We start from the raw sequence: 21,971 nt of genomic DNA, 5'->3' as shown, positions 1-21,971 counted from the left end.
CTAAAATTTTTAAGAGGTTTTGTAATTTGAAAATAAAAATTATTTTCCTAGTATTGATTTTATCAACATCAATAATTTCTTCATCAAATATTTTTGTATCTGGCGAATTACAAAATTCTAATAATTTACAAAATTTAGATATTGAACAAACTTCAAAAATTTTCCAGATTCATCTAACAGAGAATCTTTCATTAAAAACTAATGGTAATAATATGAATGAACATACAATAAAATTTGTTAACATTAATGACCAAATCAGTGTTAATACAAATGATAAAAATAATCAAAATTTTGGTTTTATAAAAATAATAAATGATGTTGATACCACTCTTGAGAGAATTTTTGAGAGAACCAAACCCGTCATAAATTCAAAAAGCAAAACACCTACAATCACATTAGATTCATTAGCATTAACTTTTATCAATGATATTCCTAATCCGCCTTTGATATTTTCTAAACAATTCAATGAATTAAAATTCAATTTAATCCATACTTCTATTGAAATTCCTACTCCAGAAATTATGTCACATTCTAACAATCTAATGGAATTACAAAAAAATCCACCTATTGAAGAATCATATTATATCTTCTTCCTTCTAGTTCCACTTTCTGGATATGCCTTACTGAGAAGTGAAAATAAAAAATCACATATTTTTTTCAAACAAACCAGTTCTTTGTTATCTATATTTCTTATAATTTCTGGAGCATTTTTCCCTCCCTTGTTAATTTCACAGCAATATTATGGATTAGCTTTTGCAGAAGAATTTTCATTTAATGGTATTATCAAAGATTCTGAAAATTTTTCTATTCCCTCTCAAAACTCTACAATACTTCCTACAAGTAAAATTGATTCATTTAATTCAACTACTGTTATCTTATCGAATTCAACCAAAATTTCCGCAGAAAATGTTCCTCCTACCTTTAGTTCACCCTCAGTTTACATAACGCCTTCAAACTCCACATCAACCGCTTCTGCGCCTTCAAACTCCACATCAACTGTTCCTCCTACCTTTAGTTCACCCTCAGTTTACATAACGCCTTCAAACTCCACATCAACCGCTTCTGCGCCTTCAAACTCCACATCAACTGTTCCTCCTACCTTTAGTTCACCCTCAGTTTACATAACGCCTTCAAACTCCACATCAACCAAAACATTAGATCCATTAATCATCGAATCAATGCTGTCTTTACAATTTAATAAAACAGAATCAGAAATGCTTACAAATTCTACACACACTTCATCGTCACTTGTTCTAAAAGATCAGAATGATTTTGTACAAATTGAAAATGTTACATCAACTAATAAAATTTCTAGTCTTACTATTTCTGCATGGAGTAAACCTGATTACTCTAAAGGTTCTCAAGAGTTTACCTTAATTTCTAAAGAAAAATCATTTATACTTTCCATTAACAATAACATTGTTCCTAACCATATTGCCAAATTTGGCATATATGATGGAATTAAATGGACTTTTGTAGAATCAAATGTAACCATACCTGAGGAATGGACACATATTTCTGCAACATATGATACTAATTCTATTGAAATCTATGTTAACGGTATTTATCAAAATAGTGCTAAACTAACGGGAATTCCTTCATTATCTCTTAACGGAAAGCTCAAAACTACAACAATTGATTCAATCGCTTCAGAAAAAGATATTGTTATCGGTGCATATGTTAATTCGAAAACAGGAATTGACAATCCTTCCAATCAATTCTCTGGAGAAATTGATACTGTAGAATTATTTGATACAAAATTATCTAATACACAAATTTCTGAAATTTATAAATTCAACAAGGATTCATTTTTGGTTGAAGAAGAATTATCACTTGAAGAAATACTTGATCAAATTAAAACTGAACAACAGATTCCAAATGTAACTTCAAATCAAACAAACGGTAATAATAATACCAACATTGAAACTATAAAAAATTCAGTTATTGTAGATACCAAAGTTCTAGCTACTACACTAGAACAAAATCTTGAGAAACAAGAATCAGAAATTCAAGTAAATCCTCAAGTTTCATTATTGGATACTAGTTATGAACTCAATGAAAATGTGATCTTTGATTTAGAATTTTATGATGAATATGATGCATTAATGTTAGAAATATCTGAAATTGAGTCTGCAGCTGAACTGTTACTTGGAGAAACTGACAAAAAACTGAATGAAATTGAAAATTTACAAATTACAAATAACACACCTAATCCGATTCTTGGATTTTTATTTGGTTTGGAAAAACTATTTCCACTTCAAGCTGCCCATGCTGTACAACTAGGCGAAATTGATGAATTAAGAATTGCATTAACAAATGCAAAACTTAAACTGGAACAATTAAAAACCAAAACTCTTCAACTAAAAACACAACCACTTGATAAGAAATCTGTTGATGAACTTAAAAATGAATTAAAAAACACCATTATTGAAATAAAATCCATCATAAATAAATTACAAAATGCAAACTTGTCTGCACATGCATCTGATTTTCAAAATATTATTGATTCAGCTGAAATTATTAGTGACATAAAATCTCCAGAAAAACAATCTGATAAGTGGTCCAACAAAAAAACTGAATTAATTACTAATGTATTTGATAAAAATGGCAACAAGGCAAGTTTGAATGTAGTTTATAACAAAATCAGAGACGGTAAATTTAACATACAATTCTCACCAACTGTAAATACAAAACCTGGATTATACAAAATAATTTCAACATTTACAGTTAATGGAATAGAGCATACTATTGAATCTGAATTTGCATGGGGTCTTGTGTCTCTTAATACCAAAAAGAGTATTTACAAACCTGGTGAAAAGGCAGATTTTGTTATAGTTGTTCTTGATGCAAAAGGGCATCCTATTGGCAATGCCAATCTCTTTATGACCATAACTGATCCCCAACTAAATAAGATAGAATTATCATCTGACAATGGAATAAAACCTGGATCTGAAATTGGTCTTTATGATGCATCTTTTACAACAACTGTTAGTGGTACATATGGTGTATTGATTCATGCACAAGCTGATGGTATTGATACTGACTTTTCAACAACATTTGATGTAGCATCTTCATATGATTTTGATATTATCAGAACTGCTCAAAGCAAGGTTGATCCAACTACTAATCCAAATTCATTTGATGTTGTAATTGATGTAGAATCTTTTGTAGATAGCGACTCAATTACAATTGTTGAAACCATTCCTAGTATTCTTGATGTTGAAACGGATGCTGATGTAAAAACCTTAGGTGATCGTAAGGTACTCACATGGACCAAGTATCTTGTAAATGATAAAACAACCGTTGGATATTCTTATTCTGTTCCTTTTGAATTCCCTAATCTATATGATCTAGGACCAGTTGAGATACAACATGGTAATGGCTTGTCATTTAATGAAGCAAGACCATGGTTTGTAGCAAATGATCCAGCCCATGTTAGTAGTGGCAATACACCTGGTACGTCCTGTCGAGGAGTAGCTATTGGAGGAAACTGTGATTTGACCACGCAATGGACTCCTCCTAACACAGGCAAAAGTAGATTACTTGTAGTTACAGTAACTGCAAATGACGTAAATGGAAATTCTGCACCATCAATTTCCAATGTTTTAGTTGGTACTATTGGTGGCACAACCATTGACATTGTTGCAAATTCTGTAATCGTTACGTCTGAAGGAGGAAATGACCATATTGCAGCAATTTATTATCTGCATGAAAATTCTTGGTCTACCACTTTTGTACCTGGAACATCTGATGATGTTAGAGTAACTCTTGGTTCTGGAACAACAAATTCAGATGTTGTAGTATCAGCAACAATTCTTTCAGGAATTGAATCAACAGGAGTTCTTGTAAACTCACAAACTGATTCAGGATCTAACGCTCCCGCAACACAGTCATACACAGGAAATCGTGCTTCTAATGCATTAGTTATGGTTGCAGTTGATGAAGGTACTGGAATTACCGAAACTAATACTAACATTACAGACATTGCAAATGTTGACGGTTCTGCACATACACATCTTGCAGGTTATAGTCTTACTGCAGCTACCACGGCTACAACTTATGGATGGAGCGGAAACTCAGGAAAAGACTCTTCTGTTATTGTAGAGTTTAATGATTTAGCTACAGGCTCTGCATCTGACACCATCTCATTAACTGATTCTATAACAAGAGATGTGCTCAAAACATTTACACGTTCCACATCTGACACCATCTCATTAACTGATTCTATAGCAAGAGATGTGCTCAAAACATTTACACGTTCCACATCTGACACCGTCTCCCTGTCTGACACCATCTCAGCTTCAATAGTTGCAGATCGTTCCACATCTGACACCATCTCATTAACTGATTCTATAGCAAGAGATGTGCTCAAAACATTTACACGTTCCACATCTGACACCGTCTCCCTGTCTGACACCATCTCAGCTTCAATCCAATCATCACGTTCCACATCTGACACCATCTCATTAACTGATTCTATAGCAAGAGATGTGCTCAAAACATTTACACGTTCCACATCTGACACCGTCTCCCTGTCTGACACCATCTCAGCTTCAATCCAATCATCACGTTCCACATCTGACACCGTCTCCCTGTCTGACACCATCTCAGCTTCAATCCAATCATCACGTTCCACATCTGACACCGTCTCCCTGTCTGACACCATTTCAGCTTCAATACTCACAGGTAGTTCCACATCTGACACCGTCTCCCTGTCTGACACCATCTCAGCTTCAATCCAATCATCACGTTCCACATCTGACACCGTCTCCCTGTCTGACACCATCTCAGCTTCAATCCAATCATCACGTTCCACATCTGACACCGTCTCCCTGTCTGACACCATTTCAGCTTCAATACTCACCAGCAGTTCCACATCTGACACCGTCTCCCTGTCTGACACCATCTCAGCTTCAATCCAATCATCACGTTCCACATCTGACACCGTCTCCCTGTCTGACACCATCTCAGCTTCAATCCAATCATCACGTTCCACATCTGACACCGTCTCCCTGTCTGACACCATTTCAGCTTCAATACTCACCAGCAGTTCCACATCTGACACCGTCTCCCTGTCTGACACCATCTCAGCTTCAATCCAATCATCACGTTCCACATCTGACACCGTCTCCCTGTCTGACACCATTTCAGCTTCAATACTCACCAGCAGTTCCACATCTGACACCGTCTCCCTGTCTGACACCATCTCAGCTTCAATCCAATCATCACGTTCCACATCTGACACCGTCTCCCTGTCTGACACCATCTCAGCTTCAATCCAATCATCACGTTCCACATCTGACACCGTCTCCCTGTCTGACACCATCTCATCTTCAATACTCACAGGTAGTTCCACATCTGACACCGTCTCCCTGTCTGACACCATTTCAGCTTCAATCCAATCATCACGTTCCACATCTGACACCGTCTCCCTGTCTGACACCATCTCAGCTTCAATAGTTGCAGATCGTGCCCTGTCTGACACCGTCTCCCTGTCTGACACCATCTCAGCTTCAATAGTTGCAGATCGTTCCACATCTGACACCATCTCATTAACTGATTCTATAGCAAGAGATGTGCTCAGAATACTTGATCGTTCCACATCTGACACCGTCTCCCTGTCTGACACCATCTCAGCTTCAATCCAATCATCACGTTCCACATCTGACACCGTCTCCCTGTCTGACACCATCTCAGCTTCAATAGATATAGATCGTGCCCTGTCTGACACCGTCTCCCTGTCTGACACCATCTCAGCTTCAATAGTTGCAGATCGTTCCACATCTGACACCATCTCATTAACTGATTCTATAACAAGAGATGTGCTCAGAATACTTGATCGTTCCACATCTGACACCGTCTCCCTGTCTGACACCATCTCAGCTTCAATCCAATCATCACGTTCCACATCTGACACCGTCTCCCTGTCTGACACCATCTCAGCTTCAATAGTTGCAGATCGTGCCCTGTCTGACACCGTCTCCCTGTCTGACACCATCTCAGCTTCAATAGTTGCAGATCGTTCCACATCTGACACCATCTCATTAACTGATTCTATAGCAAGAGATGTGCTCAGAATACTTGATCGTTCCACATCTGACACCGTCTCCCTGTCTGACACCATCTCAGCTTCAATCCAATCATCACGTTCCACATCTGACACCGTCTCCCTGTCTGACACCATCTCAGCTTCAATAGTTGCAGATCGTGCCCTGTCTGACACCGTCTCCCTGTCTGACACCATCTCAGCTTCAATAGTTGCAGATCGTTCCACATCTGACACCATCTCATTAACTGATTCTATAACAAGAGATGTGCTCAGAATACTTGATCGTTCCACATCTGACACCGTCTCCCTGTCTGACACCATCTCAGCTTCAATAGTTGCAGATCGTGCCCTGTCTGACACCGTCTCCCTGTCTGACACCATCTCAGCTTCAATAGATATAGATCGTGCCCTGTCTGACACCGTCTCCCTGTCTGACACCATCTCAGCTTCAATAGTTGCAGATCGTTCCACATCTGACACCATCTCATTAACTGATTCTATAGCAAGAGATGTGCTCAAAATACTTGATCGTTCCACATCTGACACCGTCTCCCTGTCTGACACCATTTCAGCTTCAATAGTTGCAGATCGTGCCCTGTCTGACACCGTCTCCCTGTCTGACACCATCTCAGCTTCAATAGTTGCAGATCGTTCCACATCTGACACCATCTCATTAACTGATTCTATAGCAAGAGATGTGCTCAAAATACTTGATCGTTCCACATCTGACACCGTCTCCCTGTCTGACACCATCTCAGCTTCAATACTCACCAGCAGTTCCACATCTGACACCGTCTCCCTGTCTGACACCATCTCAGCTTCAATAGTTGCAGATCGTGCCCTATCTGACACCGTCTCCCTGTCTGACACCATCTCAGCTTCAATAGTTGCAGATCGTGCCCTATCTGACACCGTCTCCCTGTCTGACACCATCTCAGCTTCAATACTCACCAGCAGTTCCACATCTGACACCGTCTCCCTGTCTGACACCATCTCAGCTTCAATACTCACCAGCAGTTCCACATCTGACACCGTCTCCCTGTCTGACACCATCTCAGCTTCAATAGTTGCAGATCGTGCCCTATCTGACACCGTCTCCCTGTCTGACACCATCTTCATTCATGATACTATCGCACTTCCACCAAAAATTACTCTTGTATCCATAAGTAGTCAATCTACAGTAAGTGGAACTTCTGAACCTAACTCATCAATTGAAATATTTGCAAATGGTACGTCTATTGGAACTACCGCCGCAAATATTAGTGGTATCTGGACTGCTTCAATATCAGTACTTGCAGACGGAACATATACAATTACTTCCAAACAAACAGATACATCATCAAATATTTCTGGATTATCCAAAGGCGTAGTTATACTTGTAGATTCTACAAATCCAAATACTTTGATTTCCACTACACCTGATACAGATATAATCAACATTACAAAGAACAAATCACAAATTATAACATACACAAATCATAACTTTAGTTTAATTAACCTTGGCCAAAATATTGACGAAGATCTATTTCTAGATTATTCTGCAAATGTTACAAGTGGTGTAATACCTGCAATTAATAATAACTTCAACATTAATTTCCATGCTCCACATGCAGATAATGTAGCAGAAGAAGATGATGGAATTATCACAATTGCATCTGGAACATCATTTACTGGTTCATCTGGATGGAATGGAATCATGAAATTACCATCAAAAACCACAGTTTCAATTCCATCAAGTACTGCAAATGGAATTGCCACATCATATTCTGAAACAGCAGTCTTTGAAATCGGTCTTGGTACAGACAGAATTGAACTCTCTAGTCCTGCTAGAATTCAATTTACAGGCGATGCTGGAAACAACTTTGTAGCATTCTATGTGGATTCATCAAATACAGTGACATTCATTGAAGAACAATGTACCTCAGACTCTGCTGCTGGACTTGGTGCAAATGATGAATGTGTAATCCAAGTTGGAGGCGATCTTGTGATCTGGACTGATCACTTTACAAAGTTTGGTGTATCAAAGAGATCCTCTGTATCTTCTGGAGGAGGTGAAGGTCCATCTAGTGGTGGAGGTAGAACAGGTGTTGGTCCATCAGGTACTGGAGGTGGATTTACTGGATTTGGTGGCATATTAGGAACACCATTGACCATCAATGAAGTATCATATGACAAATGTGATGAAAATATTGCAAGAATACTTGTGTCTAGCGATGCTGACAAGGCCCCATCTGTAGTTGTTCACACCACAAAGATTGGTTCAGTCTCTGCAATACTATCTGACAACCAACCATATGAGGATCTAAACAAGATTACAAAGGTAGACAAGTATCTCTACGAAATCCCAATTGCATCTGATGAAACATTCTTGATGATAATTGTCACAGAAGACAAGGGAACCCTACAAAACACAGTAAATGCTGCAATCCACACCGAATCTTGTGTTGGTACTACAATAATATCTGATATCCCAGAAAAAGAATTTGAAGAAATCTCTTTTAGTATTCCTAGAATATTTGATGTCAAATTCCAAATTGAAAATGGAACAAAGCAGATAGCAGAAAGAGAATCTGAATTCACATATGTGGATAATCAAGACATTACAGTCTCTGCAATTGTTGACAGTCAATCACCAATAAAAAGAGTTGAGCTTAGAACAATCACTTTAGGACAGTATGAAGATGATTACATTGCAATTAGTATGGATACAACACCAATGACAATATCTGAATCACTTTATGAGATTTCAGCAGTAATCCCATCATTCCTTACACAAGATCCTGCAATAAAATACTGGATACATATTATTGATGAGGATCTAAATGAGATAGAATCACAGCATTATACATTAGGTGTAAAACCAGTAGGAGAACCAGACGTATCAGTGGAACTTGATGTACCATCAGTAAAACAAAGCACTTCTACAATAAGACCACAAGTATACATTGAAAACACTCAGTCATCTTCCTATGGAGTTGTATCTTTGATAATTGATGGTAAGACAATATCTGAAAAATCTGAACTACTTGAATCTGGACAGACCCAGGTATCATTTGACTGGAAATTGCCAACATCAAAAGAAATAACCTCATACAATATTCAGGCAAAAGTTGATCTATATGGAACTGACAAGATTACAGACTCTGCAGTCTTGTACAGCCATCCAAAGACAGAGTCATATTCTGCATATGATATGAGTTCATTGAAATCTCACATCAGAGATGGAAATGTATTGGCTGAACCAGTGTTAATTTACGCATCAGATCCTCATAATGGTGAATTTGAATTCAGAGTCACTGCACCAAATGGACAGTGTGTGATTGGATCATCTGAAGAATGTCTGGTCAAAGACTCTACCTATTCAAATAGAGGTGGATTAAAGAGTATTGAACTTGATGAACAAATATTTAGAGTAAAGTATAGTGGCCCGCATAGTCCCGTTGAGAGATTCTCAATTACTTCAATTGATCCAATTCTGGGTGACTGGACTGTTGGATTGGAAACTGAAGAAGGATTAATTCCACAAGCCCAGGCAATCAAAGACTTGACAGTTAAAGTAAAGCATAGAATAAACTCTGAGACGATTACTGTATTCTCAGACTAGGGAAATGAAGTGGATTCAGAAAGAATTGAATTCAATTCTGAAATATTGACTCTTGATTGTTCCATAGAGTCTCTTTTTCTAATCGTTACAGTATCATCTTCTAATGTTTGATGATCAATTGTCACTGCATATGGAGCTCCAATCTCATCTAACCGACGGTATCTTCTACCTATAGCTCCTGAATGATCCAAAAATGCATCAAACTTTCTCTTGACTTGAAGGTAAATCTCATCTGTCTTTTCTTTTAATCCATCCTTTTTCACTAATGACAAAACTCCAACATGAATTGGTGATAGGTATGGTTTTAGTGATAAAACAATTCTTTCATGTTCCTTATCATCTTTCAGACTATGCTCCAAAATTGTATAAAGACTCCTGTCGATTCCCATGGAAATCTCAAAGACATGAGGCAGAACCTTTTCATCATTATCCATTACCTCAAATTTCTCTTTGCTCTTTTTTGCATGACTTGACAGGTCATAGTCTGATCTATAGTTGCAAGCAACCAGCTCAAGCCAACCAATAGTGGTTTCCACTTCAAAATCAAATGCAACCTCGGCATAAAACGCCTTTTCTTTGTCTCCTAGTTTTCTAAATCTGCTTTTTGTAATATCAATTCCAGTTTTTTCATAAAACTCTGTCAATATTCCCAGATAATATGCAACAAACTTGTTAGGAACAGTACCTGATTCAACTGCTTTTTTGCATGTCATTGCAACTGGTTCTGCATCTGTTTGAATCCTGATAATAGTATCTTGAACCTCTGCAAACTTTTCAGCATCATCCAGATTCTTTGGATTGCAAAAAACTTCAATCTCTGCCTGATAAAACTCTCTTAATCGCAATAAACTCTGTCTTGGAGCAATTTCATTTCTAAAACTCTTCCCAACTTGGGCAATTCCCAATGGCAGTTTTCCTCTCATGGTTTTGAATAATCTTGGAAAATCTACAAAGATTGACTGACATGTCTCAGGCCTAAGATATGCCTCTTCTTCTTCAGGACCAATTCCAACTCTAAACATCATGTTAAAATTTTTGGTATTTTCAAAACCTCCCTTACACTTTGGACATTTGATGTTATTTTGTAATATGGCATCATCAAATTCATTCAAATCAGCACTTTCAGGAATTTCGATATTTGCAATATCGGCAATTGTTTTGTCTGCTCTAAAAGTTGATTTGCATTTTGTACATTTTATGATAGGATCAGCAAAGTTTCCTAAATGTCCTGATGCCTCAAATACTGATTTTGACATTATTTGAGAGCCATCAATCTCTAGCATCCCATCACGCCTGATGAGCTCCCTTCGCCATAATTCTAAGAATTTATTTTTTAAACTGACACCAGATGGACCATATTCCCAAAACCCAGCCTGTGCATCACCATATACCTCACAACTTGGAAAGTAAAATCCACGCTCAAGTGCTAGTTTCATTACATCTTCATAATTCATTAATTAATACCTTAACAATCGAAATAAATTTCTACGCCAATCCTTTTGCAATTCTTACGTTTTCAAAGTCATCTCTAATATCATCAATTGGAGTTTCTAAAATTATGGGAATCTTTTTCTTGTTTACAGTTTTGATCACTGATCCTAACCCTTTCTCCCCAATACTTCCAAGACCTATGTGATAATGTCTATCTAGATTACAACCTATATCGCCTTTTGCATCATTTAGATGAAGTATCTTCAAGTTTTCCATCCCTACTGTTTCATCAAATTTTGAAAAAGTTTCTTTTACAGTCTTTTCATCTCTTAAATCATATCCTGAAACAAACGCATGACATGTGTCAAAGCAAACACCAAATTTCTTTGAGGGTTTTAACTGATTAAAAATTTCTGCTAGTTGTTCAAAATTTGCTCCAACAGAATTTTTTTGCCCAGCCGTATTCTCTAGTAAAATCATTACATCATTTTTTGTTTGACCCGCCTTTGTCAGACCTTTGATTAGCCTCTTAATTCCATCTTCTTCACCTGTTCCTAAATGACTTCCCAAATGTGTTACAAGATATGGGATACCAAGTTTTCCACATCTTTCAACCTCACTAATCAAAGTTTTAACTGATTTTTCAAATCCATCATCTTTTGGTGTTGATAGATTTGGCAAATACGGCATATGGGCACATGTTGCAAATCGATCTATTTTACAGTCTTTTAGCTTTTCTTTAAAATTTGAAATATCTTGTATTGTCAGATCCTTTGCATTCCATCCTCTGGGATTTCGTGTAAAAATCTGGAATGCTGAACATTCTCTTTCTACAGCGTTATCTACTGCTCTATCAATCGATCCAGAAATTGAGACATGACAACCTATCTGCATTTAGCTAAAATTTATCAAAACATAATTTAAACCAGCATTTAGTTTTAGCCACAAAACCAGATTTTTATGTAAATATCTCCAATCAATACTGTGCTCTCTTTAGGTAAGGATGAAATTGCAAAATATCCGTTTTTGGCAGATGCAGGTCAATATCTCAAAGATCAGGGTTTTTCTTTAGAGCAATTTGGCACTGATCCGGACTTGAAATCATTAATTGATAAAGCATTTGAAAGAATTCAGGTAGCTGCAGATGGAAAAATCTACAAGTCTGACTTGATTGGTGATCAGGTTTCTAGAGATGCGGCTCTTCCAAGAGAAGTTTTCTCATTTCTAATAGCAATTGTACTCTTAAAATTAAGTGGGATGAATACTCTAATCAAAAGATTTGCCCTTGCTGAAGCCAGACGTGCAGAAAAATACTTGGAAAAGGATCTTGCAAATATTTCTGATGAATCAAAAAAGGATCTTGCAATCAGAGTAATTGATGATCTATTTTCTGTTCAGGTACAAAAACAAGATGATTATTTTGTTATTCCAGTATCTGATTATCTCAAGCATTCAATAAATTTTCATGAGCGCGAATGGAAACTAATCAATAGGCATGTAGAAAATGGCAGAGTCTTTCTTAGTCCTCATGAAACAGTCAGATTGATCAGAAAAGAATTGGGAACTTACATCAATTCAAAAATCATTAATGCGAAAACACCGCCGATGTTTACAGGATTTGAAGAACCTGTAAACAAATTAGTATCTATGTCAAAAAAATTTTCAACTTTTACCGTAACTACTGGGGAATACCCGCCATGTATCAAGCATGCAATCGAAGTCCTAGAAAAAGGTGAAAACTTGCCTCATTCTGGAAGATTTATGCTTGCAACTTATTTGATTTCTAAAGGGCAAACAGTACAACAGATTGCCCCCTTGTTCAAAAATGCACCTGATTACAATGAACGGGTAACACTATATCAGCTAAATCATCTGGCAGGAACTTCTGGAAGTGGTACTCAATACTCTTGTCCTTCATGTGAAAAATTAAAGACTCAGAGCCTATGTTTTGCAATTCCTGAATGTGATAACATCATAAGTCCATTACAATTTGGAAAAAAGAGAAACTAAATGAATGAACAAGACATTAAATTTCTTGAAGATTCTTTTAAGAAATACTATTTTGATCACTTTGATCTAATTCATGTTCCAGAGAGAACATCTGAAAGAGAATTTGGATTCCAAAAATTCAATTCTGGAATGACTCGCCATATTTCTCTAAAAGGTGACAAGGAACTTCACTTGTTGCTTATGAAAAATATTCCTTCGGATGTTTATTGTTCAAATGCATATTATTCATTTCCAAATTTACCTATGAATGAAAAAGATTGGAAAGAAGCAGATCTGATTTTTGACATTGATGCAAAGGATCTAAACCTTGATTGTAGATCAAATCATACTGTCTTGATATGCTCTGAATGCAATTCTACTTTTACAAATAACAGTAATTGTCCAAAATGCAACTCTACAAAAATAGAAAAAAAATCATTACCATGTAAGAATTGTATTGAAGGATCAAAAATCGAAGTAAAAAAACTAATTGAAATTCTTGTTCAAGATTTAGCAGTAGAACAAAAAGATGTACATGTGTATTTTTCTGGAAATGAAGGATTTCATGTTTATGTATATAATTCACAATTTCAAGATTTAGGTTCTAGAGAACGCTCTGATCTAGCAGATTATATTTTGTTCAAAGGATTAATTCCTGAAACATTTGGAATGAAAAAATTTAAACCAAATCGTTCATCGTTTCCTGATTTTAATGAAAGAGGATGGCGTGGTAGATTCTCTAAAGTAGTTTATGGTTCAAAGTCAAAACGCTCCAAAACAATTTCAGAATTAATCTCAAACGGATATTCTTCTTTTCAGAAAAAATTAGAAGAATTATCTAGTATACTTGGAGCTCAAATTGATCCTAATGTTACTATGGACATTCATAGAATTTTTAGATTACCTGGTTCGCTAAATAGCAAAAGTGGGTTCACAAAATTTTTTTGTAATGACATTTCAAAATTTGATCCATATGTTGAAGCCTCATTTCTTAGCGAAGATTCCATAGAAATTAACGCAGACTGTCCGATTGAATTTAAGATAAAAAACAAGAAATTTGGTCCTTACAACAATGAAAAAGTCACTGTGCCAACATATGCAGCAGTATACATGATTTGCAAAAAATTAGCATCAATTTCTTAGCTTTTTTCAAATCATAATTTTGAAAACTAATGCCAAGCCTCATTTTTTCCGGTAAGACATTAATTTACCGAACCACAACGAACTTTGATTTTGTATAGCGCCTCTACTGATAAACAAGCTCCCCCTCCTGATGCTGGAAAATACGTCAGATTGGGTATTATTGCTGTAATTGGCATTGCAATTTTTGCAATTGTGGGAAATCAAGCAGTAATTTTATCTATGAATTTTACTGAATTTGGCGATCAATTCTCAAAACCACTGTACTATACACTTGTTTCAACCATTATTCTTTCATCTATTGCATTAATCAGGGTCAATATTGGGGCGAGATCTTCCATATTCTGGTATGGCCTCAATACAGCAATTGGATTTTTGGGCAGAGCTCCACAACAAAACATCTCTGCAAACATTCCTAGTTTTAGAGAATACAAACTAGGTACTCCTCAATTTGTGATTTGGCAGATTACAAAAGTCCTGCTCTTTGGTGCATTCTTTGCAAATATTATGTTTGGATTTGCTGCTATATCATTTATCGATGGAAATAGTTTAGGAATTGAACATTTACCAAATCTTTTCTCATTACCGTTTGTTACTCCTGAAACTGATCCAAACTATGCTGCTGAAAATGTAGTTCCAATGATACCTGCACTGGTGATTCTAATCCCACCAGTTTTAGCAGCAATTGGATTAAGGCTTGTTCTATATGTTGGTATTCACAAAATTATCGATGTAATTACTTCATTTATCAAAGATTCCAATGAAGGAAAACCCAGATATCTAAATTATGTTTCGACTATTGAAACTGTTTTAGGAATTGGTATACTTTGGGCAGGATTTAACCTGTTTTTCACTGATCAAATTGATTATAATACAAGATATGTTATTGGTGGAACTTTAGTTATTGGATTTGCCCTCATTGCATTTTCAATAGTAGATAGAATTCGTGCTCGTGTTCTAACTCATATGTTTAAGCGTGATGTGATTATTCGTTTTGCAACAATTCTTGTAATTGGGTTGATTGTTGGTGGTGTTGTTGGTGTAAACAACAGCATAGCTGACGCAAAAAAGATTGAATATTTAGGACCATATACCGCACAACAAATAGGTGTTAATCGTTATCTTGGGGAGTTAAACAATGTTCAAGAAAACACACATGATGTAAAATTACAATCTGTCTCTCCAAATAACATCAAAAATTATGTTGGAAAACACAGTGATGTTTTAGATGTAATCCGTGTATGGGATTGGGAAGCTGCATTTGCTAAATTAAAACCCGAAATTGGTTTAATTCCCTATGTAGACTTTGAAGATAATGATATTCTACGTTTTAACAACACTCTGTATTGGACTGCTTCTATGAAGCCAATTTTGCCTACTTCTGTTAGCCTTGAAAACCGTTGGTATAACGAACATCTGGTATATACTCATGTCCCAAATGGATTTTTGACATTGGAGGCTACTGATGGTCAGATAGTTGATAGTAGTGAATTCTTCAAACAAAGAGAAATCTATTATGGTGAAGGTGGATTATTTGAGCAAACATGGTCTGGATACCCAAATTCTAGGGGAGAAACTAGTGCTGAACTTGGTGGTGCATTTTATTCTGGAATTGGCGGTCTTGATGTATCTCCTCCACTAAGCTGGATTTTTGAGCCCAACTTTTTGTTGTCATTTCCAGCTGAATCTGTGCATATTATGAGATACAAAGATGTTAATGATAGAATGGAAACCCTCTATCCTTATTTCCTCTATGATCTTTTTGGAAGAGAATTGGATTCTCTTCCGGTGACTGATGGAACAAACTCATACTGGTTAGTTCCATTAATCATCGGATTTGATACTCACGACGTTCCTTGGTCTGTTGGAAATCCGTATTTGAGATTAGTAGGATATGCTCTAATTGATTCCTATAATGGTGACATTCAATTATTGAAGACAGGAGATGATTTCTTTACAGAAATGTTTGCTAGTCAGTATAATGATCAGTTCAAACCAATACCAACATGGCTTCAAGAGCAAATTAGATATCCTGTAGAATTATTTAATTGGAAAACAGAAATGTACAACATTTACCATGTAACTGATGTTGAGACATTCATCCAAGCAAACCAATTTTATGAAATCCCACGAGGATTGGATACATACTATGTAGAGGCAAAACCTCCTGGTTTTGAGCAGACTGAATTTCTAGGATTACTTTCACTTGAATTACGTGGTTCCCAAGGAAGAAACTTGGCAGGATATATGGTAGTTGAAAATGATCTTACAAACCTTGGTAACTTACAATTCTATGAGGTTCCTCTAAATTCTACTACAAAATTAATTGGTCCAACTGCTGTTAGAGAAGCACTTGACAGAGATCCCGAATTTGCTCAATTAAAGACCTTGTTGAGAAATCCGAGAATTGGTGATAATATTTTGTACCGTGTTGGCGAACACGACATTTACTTTATTCCAGTTTATACTGCAGGAGCAGGTGGTGTTGTTGCACAATTGGGAACAATAGCTGCAGTTGGTGCTGCATTTACTGGTGAATATTATGTAGGACTGGGCGAAACACAAGAAGAAGCATTTGAGGCATATCTGAAAAAAGTATCTGGTGTGGCTCCTACTTCAACTACTGCAAACAGTGACTTTATTGAATTAGACAAAACAGATAGAGTTGATATTATCAAATCAATATTTACTCAAGAAGAGATCACAATATCAGAACCAACCTCAATACAGGTTCCATTGTCATTCAAAGAAGGCGAAATTTTCTTCTTTACTGAAAATGATAGAGAGGATACTATAGAATTCCTTAATACATTCATTGATGACTTTGTAAAACCAAGAAGTGATAGAATATTCATGTGGCAAGAAGAAAATAATCTAAACATAGGAACAATTGTTGTTAAGGATGGCATTCCTGAGATGCATTACGTGTCAATTGAAGTTGGAAATTAATTCATAGCAATTTAAAAATACTAAATTATGCCTCATTCAGAATTTAATTATGTTACTTGTTGTAGATAATGGATCTGTGTATACAAAAAATCTAACAGATTTTTTAAATGAAAAAACAATAAATTTTGAAAAATACACTCCATTTGAGATTGATTTAGAAAATTTTGAAAAATATGATTCTTTTATATTATCTGGTAGACGAAAAAATGAAAAAAAAATTAATGAAATAAACTCCAAAATAATCAAACATTCAATAGAAACTAAAAAAAAATTATTGGGAATTTGTTATGGGGCGGAAATTTTAGCATTGACTCTTGGTGGCACAATCAGAAAAACAAACTCACTCCAAAAAGGTAAAGAAACTATCAAATTTCTAAAGAAAAATCCGATTTACGATAACGATATAGAAGTATTTGAAAGTCATAATTTTGAGATTGCAAAGCTTCCAAACTCTCTTGTTTCAATTGGCCGTTCAAAAACTTGCAAAAATGAAATAATCCAACATGAAAATAATAAAATATTTGGTACACAATTTCATCCTGAAATGAGCCTAGATGGTAAAAATATTATTGAAAATTTTTGTAATCTGTGATTGATTTTAATACGTCCTAGGATTTTTTCTTATATGGAACAACCTGATCACGAACTTTTACTCCCTTTAGTAGATGAAGAAAACATTTGTCTTCCATTGCCTATCAATGTAGTTGCTAGATATTGGAATGTAGAACTTACCTTATCTGAAGCAGTTGAAACCGCTAAACAATATTCTGGTTTTAATGGAAGCATACTGATTGAAGGAATTGAATTAGCTGAGCGCCATGGCCTCTCATGCAAAATTGTCCATTCATCTTTATCTGAATTAAAGAAAATTATTGACTCTGGAGTTCCGCCAATTGTCATCTTGCCAGGAATTCCAGAAATTACACAACATGCATCAGTAATCACAGGTTACAATGATAATGACAAAACAATTCTACATTATATTCAAAAAGGAAATTTAGACGGTGAACAACAGGAAGGAGCCATTCCTGAAGAATTGTTTGATAAAGAGTGGTCTGAAGAAGGAAGGTTGCTTATTCTCTTGGGACCCTCTGAAATTCTAAATGACATAAAACTACAAAATGAGTCTACACAAAAATCAAATCGCTTATGTTTTGAATCTGAGAGATTGAATATTCAAAAAAATTCTGCTGAAGCACTAGAATCTCTTATGAATGCAATAAAACTGGATCAAAATAATTCCACTGCGCTAAATCTTACAGCAACAATGCTTAATGCACAAAACTCATCAGACTGTTTGGAACTGTATGAAAAATGCTTAAAGATTAACCCAAATTCGTATCTGAGCTATAATGGAATAGGAAATTTTTATCTTAAATCCAATGAATTTGAAAAATCTGAATCCGCTTATACCAAAGCAATAAACATCAACCCAAAAAGATCTGCAAAAATCTACAAAAATCGTGCATATCTAAGAGAAAAACTAGGAAGAAATTCTGAAGCAAAAGACGATCTTAAATCATATCTCAAGTTATTTCCAAAGGCTCCTGATAGGGGTGTTATTGAACAAGCCATAAGAGAATTATGATATGCGGAATGCGGGATTTGAACCCGCGGCCTTCAGCTTGGGAAGCTGACGTCATACCAGACTAAACTAATTCCGCTTAACTCAAAATTACTAATTATAATTAAATATCTTAACCATTGAATGAAAACATGGATGCAAGATGTCCCGAATGTGAAAAAGTTGCAGTCTTAGATGATGACGTAACAAATGTAAAATGTCCTCACTGTAATTTTGAGGCAGATTATGATACTTATTTAGAAATCATGAAAGATCAGGCAATTAACATGGCGACTGACTATATTCCAAAAAGACCTGGGATTTGATTTACCAAAAATTTCCCTTATCTGAACAATCTAGATGGGCTCCACATTTTGGACAAAATAGGTGGCATGCCTGCATATCTACCATTTTATTATCACATCTAGGACATAAGTTCTCATCCTTCATGCCTACATTAAAAATCGTTGATTTAAAAATAATGTCCAAAGGTTAATTAGTCGTTCAACTTTTTTTTGGAATACTTGGCAAACTTCAAGTTAACAGTATCAGATGTAAAAGGAAAATCTATCACAAAAGAATTGAAAGACAGCGATGCTAATCCATTACTAGGTTTACAATTAGGCAATGAAACTAACGCTTCAATTGTTGGTCTAGATGGAAAACTAAAACTAACAGGAGGCAGCGATAAATCTGGAGTTCCAATGAGAAATGATATTCATGGAGCTGCAAGAAAATACGTTCTGTTGTCTAAAGGAGTTGGACTGCAAGATGCCGAAATTGGACAACGAGTTAGAAAACTCATGAGAGGAAATACTGTTTCTGAAGAAATTTATCAAATTAATTGCAAATATGATGGAGAATTACCAGTTGAAGCTCCGGCCGAAGATGCATCTGGTTCTTCTGAAGAAAATAAAGACGATAAAAAAGAATAACTTAACATATACCGATTCTACATTTTGACTCATGCATTGGCGAGAAACACTTCCTGATTGGTACATCAAAAAATATGGTTATCAACCATGTGTCAACATAGGAACCGCAGGTCATGTCGATCATGGTAAAACTACTCTTATTCAAGCATTAACAGGCTCTTGGACAAGTGTTCACAGTCAAGAATTAAAACGTGGCATTACAATTCGTGTAGGATATTCAGATGCTGCCTTTTACAAATGTAAAAAATGTGAAGAACCTTTAGGATATTCTACGACTCCAAAATGCAACAATTGTGGAAAAGAAAGTGAATTATCTAGAGTTGTAAGTTTTGTTGATAGTCCCGGTCACGAAAGTCTTATGGCAAACATGCTTTCAGGTTCTGCTTTAATGGATGGTGCATTATTACTTGTTGCAGCAAATGAAAAAGTACCAAAACCACAAACAAAAGAACATTTACTAGCATTACAAACTCTAGGAATACAACAAATCGTGGTTGTACAAAACAAGGTAGACTTGTTGTCTTACCAAGATGCTTTACAAAATTATCAAGACATTACAAAATTTGTTAAAGGAACACATGCTGCAAAAGCCCCAATCATTCCCATTTCTGCTCAATCAGGGTTGAATATTGATGCATTAATTGGAGCTATTGAAAATAGCATTAAAACTCCTGAACGAGATGAATCCAAAGACACAGTAATGCATGTTTTACGTTCATTTGATGTAAACAAACCTGGAACAAAATTAAAGAACATCAAAGGCGGTGTAATTGGAGGAAGTCTTACACAAGGAGTTTTCAATGTAGGTGATGAAATTGAAATAAAGCCTGGAATATTAAATGAAAAAAAGAAAACCTATGAACCCTTGTTAACTGAAATTACTTCATTGGGTACTGCTGCTGGCATTGTCGAATCCGTCAAACCTGGTGGATTAGTTGCAATTGGAACAAAATTAGATCCTGCCATGACTAGGAGTGACTCTTTTATTGGTTCCGTAATTGGCAAACCTGGAACACTACCAGAAAATTCTACAGATATAAAATTAGAAGTAAATTTGTTTGATTCTGCTGTAGGCACAACTGAAGATACAAAAGTTATGCCATTACAGAATGGAGAATTATTAAGGTTGAACATAGGAACAGCTCCTGTCTTAGGACAGGTAACCAAAATCAAATCAAAAACTGCTGAAATTAAACTTCGAAGACCTGCTTGTATTTTTGAAGGTGGAAATGTAGCAATTAGTAGAAGGATTGCTGATAGATGGAGATTAATCGGTGCAGGAATAATTGGTTGAAGTTATCTGTGATACAAGTTTTCTAATACATTTGGCAACAAAAAGAATAAAGAACATCGATACACTGGATACTGAAATTGGAAGCATTACATTTACTATTCCTCAAGTAGTACTAAACGAGCTCAACAAATTAGAAAAAATCCCAGAAAAACAACAAGATATCTCTAGAACACTAAATTATATAAAAAAATTCAAGGTTATTCCTATTAAAGGAAGCTTTGCTGACAAGGAATTGATCGAATATATAAAAAATCATAGATCAATTGTGGCCACAATAGATAAAGAATTAAAAAAACAAATCAAAAATCATAATGGCTCAATCATGTCATTTTCAAATGACAGAATCATCTTAGAGTCTTAGTAAAATTTAACTTTAAGAAATCTTTGATACAAATAGATGAGCACGTTTGTTTTAGAAAGTGATTCATTTGAAAATGGATCTACCATTCCAAGAAAATATGGCTATAAGAATGGAAATTCAAGCCCTCCACTAAAAATTAGCGGAGTACCAGAAAATACACAATCTCTGGCTTTGATTATGGATGATCCTGATGCAATGGGTGCCGTTGGAAAAATTTGGGTACATTGGGTAATCTGGAATATTGAACCTAGTACTAAAGAAATAAAAGAAAACTCAATTCCTTCAGGTTCAATTGAGGGTAAAACCGATTTTAATGAGATTGGTTATGGCGGACCTGCTCCTCCAGATAAAGAACATACTTACATTTTCAAATTATATGCACTTGATGAAAAACTGAATCTAAAAGAAGGTTCAACAAAAAATCAAGTCGAAGAAGCAATGAAGAATCATATTCTTTCAGAAACAAAACTAGAAGGCAAGTATGCCCCTTGATTAAGAATTATATCTTTCAGCCAATCTATATCTCATATATTTATCATCTGGTGAAAACTTAGCTGGATGAGCTGATATTGTATCTTGGTTACATTTTAGGCATTTTTCTTTTAGAGTGTACTTATTACAGTTAACACATTTTCTTAATTGAAATCTCATTTTA

At 35.6% G+C, this 21,971-nt stretch carries 14 protein-coding genes and 1 tRNA gene; 11 read left to right on the top strand and 4 right to left on the bottom strand.

The features are described 5' to 3' along the window. The first annotated feature begins 212 nt into the window (after nucleotides 1-212). Nucleotides 213-9,653, top strand: a complete 9,441-nt coding sequence (locus NsoK4_RS08825) for a LamG-like jellyroll fold domain-containing protein (protein WP_211687170.1) — start codon at nucleotides 213-215, stop codon at nucleotides 9,651-9,653. On the opposite strand, the gene glyS is transcribed toward NsoK4_RS08825, so the two are convergent. Both glyS and NsoK4_RS08815 read right to left on the bottom strand, forming a co-directional pair. Next, entirely contained in the window at nucleotides 9,650-11,107 is a 1,458-nt protein-coding gene (gene glyS, locus NsoK4_RS08820) for a glycine--tRNA ligase (RefSeq protein WP_211687169.1), read from the bottom strand. The two genes, NsoK4_RS08825 and glyS, sit on opposite strands and share 4 nt — an antisense overlap. Before the next feature lie 31 nt (nucleotides 11,108-11,138). Continuing rightward, on the bottom strand, nucleotides 11,139-11,978 hold the full coding sequence (locus tag NsoK4_RS08815; protein WP_211687168.1) for a deoxyribonuclease IV: 840 nt from the start codon (nucleotides 11,976-11,978) through the stop codon (nucleotides 11,139-11,141). A gap of 90 nt (nucleotides 11,979-12,068) precedes the next feature. On the opposite strand from NsoK4_RS08815, the gene NsoK4_RS08810 reads away from it, so the two are divergent. The 5 genes from NsoK4_RS08810 to NsoK4_RS08790 all read left to right on the top strand — a co-directional run bounded on the left by NsoK4_RS08810 (nucleotide 12,069) and on the right by NsoK4_RS08790 (nucleotide 18,750). Then, the gene (locus NsoK4_RS08810) at nucleotides 12,069-13,094 is read left to right on the top strand and encodes a DNA primase (RefSeq protein WP_211687167.1); all 1,026 of its coding nucleotides are present in this window, start codon (nucleotides 12,069-12,071) and stop codon (nucleotides 13,092-13,094) included. Further along, on the top strand, nucleotides 13,095-14,216 hold the full coding sequence (locus NsoK4_RS08805; RefSeq protein WP_211687166.1) for a DNA primase small subunit domain-containing protein: 1,122 nt from the start codon (nucleotides 13,095-13,097) through the stop codon (nucleotides 14,214-14,216). Nucleotides 14,217-14,306: 90 nt separating this feature from the next. After that, on the top strand, nucleotides 14,307-17,162 hold the full coding sequence (locus NsoK4_RS08800; protein ID WP_211687165.1) for a UPF0182 family protein: 2,856 nt from the start codon (nucleotides 14,307-14,309) through the stop codon (nucleotides 17,160-17,162). Nucleotides 17,163-17,211: 49 nt separating this feature from the next. Then, on the top strand, nucleotides 17,212-17,754 hold the full coding sequence (locus tag NsoK4_RS08795) for a type 1 glutamine amidotransferase (RefSeq protein WP_211687164.1): 543 nt from the start codon (nucleotides 17,212-17,214) through the stop codon (nucleotides 17,752-17,754). Nucleotides 17,755-17,787: 33 nt separating this feature from the next. After that, nucleotides 17,788-18,750 (top strand): tetratricopeptide repeat protein, encoded by a 963-nt coding sequence (locus NsoK4_RS08790; RefSeq protein WP_211687163.1) that lies wholly within the window; start codon nucleotides 17,788-17,790, stop codon nucleotides 18,748-18,750. A gap of 2 nt (nucleotides 18,751-18,752) precedes the next feature. On the opposite strand, the gene NsoK4_RS08785 is transcribed toward NsoK4_RS08790, so the two are convergent. Further along, nucleotides 18,753-18,826 (bottom strand) — tRNA-Gly (locus NsoK4_RS08785). A 52-nt stretch (nucleotides 18,827-18,878) separates the two neighbouring features. Between NsoK4_RS08785 and NsoK4_RS08780 the strand changes: the two genes are divergently transcribed. The 5 genes from NsoK4_RS08780 (at nucleotide 18,879) to NsoK4_RS08760 (ending at nucleotide 21,808) form a co-directional block, all read left to right on the top strand. Then, on the top strand, nucleotides 18,879-19,052 hold the full coding sequence (locus NsoK4_RS08780; RefSeq protein WP_211687162.1) for a zinc-domain-containing protein: 174 nt from the start codon (nucleotides 18,879-18,881) through the stop codon (nucleotides 19,050-19,052). A 198-nt stretch (nucleotides 19,053-19,250) separates the two neighbouring features. Then, nucleotides 19,251-19,661, top strand: a complete 411-nt coding sequence (locus NsoK4_RS08775; protein WP_211687161.1) for a S6e family ribosomal protein — start codon at nucleotides 19,251-19,253, stop codon at nucleotides 19,659-19,661. A gap of 31 nt (nucleotides 19,662-19,692) precedes the next feature. Continuing rightward, nucleotides 19,693-20,955, top strand: a complete 1,263-nt coding sequence (locus tag NsoK4_RS08770; RefSeq protein WP_211687160.1) for a translation initiation factor IF-2 subunit gamma — start codon at nucleotides 19,693-19,695, stop codon at nucleotides 20,953-20,955. Then, nucleotides 20,948-21,316: a PIN domain-containing protein gene (locus NsoK4_RS08765; protein WP_211687159.1), complete on the top strand. Its 369-nt coding sequence runs from the start codon at nucleotides 20,948-20,950 to the stop codon at nucleotides 21,314-21,316. The genes NsoK4_RS08770 and NsoK4_RS08765 overlap by 8 nt, the downstream gene beginning before the upstream one ends. 36 nt (nucleotides 21,317-21,352) lie before the next feature. Beyond that, nucleotides 21,353-21,808 carry a YbhB/YbcL family Raf kinase inhibitor-like protein gene (locus NsoK4_RS08760; protein ID WP_211687158.1) on the top strand — a complete coding sequence of 152 codons (456 nt, stop codon included), beginning with the start codon at nucleotides 21,353-21,355 and terminating at the stop codon, nucleotides 21,806-21,808. Here the strand turns inward: NsoK4_RS08760 and NsoK4_RS08755 are convergent, their stop codons facing one another. After that, nucleotides 21,809-21,967, bottom strand: coding sequence for an RNA-protein complex protein Nop10 (locus NsoK4_RS08755; protein WP_211687157.1), 159 nt, complete (start codon nucleotides 21,965-21,967; stop codon nucleotides 21,809-21,811). It lies immediately after the preceding gene. Between the last annotated feature and the right edge of the window lie 4 nt (nucleotides 21,968-21,971).

The sequence above is a fragment of the Nitrosopumilus sp. K4 genome (genome assembly GCF_018128925.1).
GTDB lineage: Archaea > Thermoproteota > Nitrososphaeria > Nitrososphaerales > Nitrosopumilaceae > HKST03.
The sequence above is the reverse complement of the archived record's forward strand: the minus strand, read 5'-3'. Positions and strand labels throughout refer to the sequence as shown.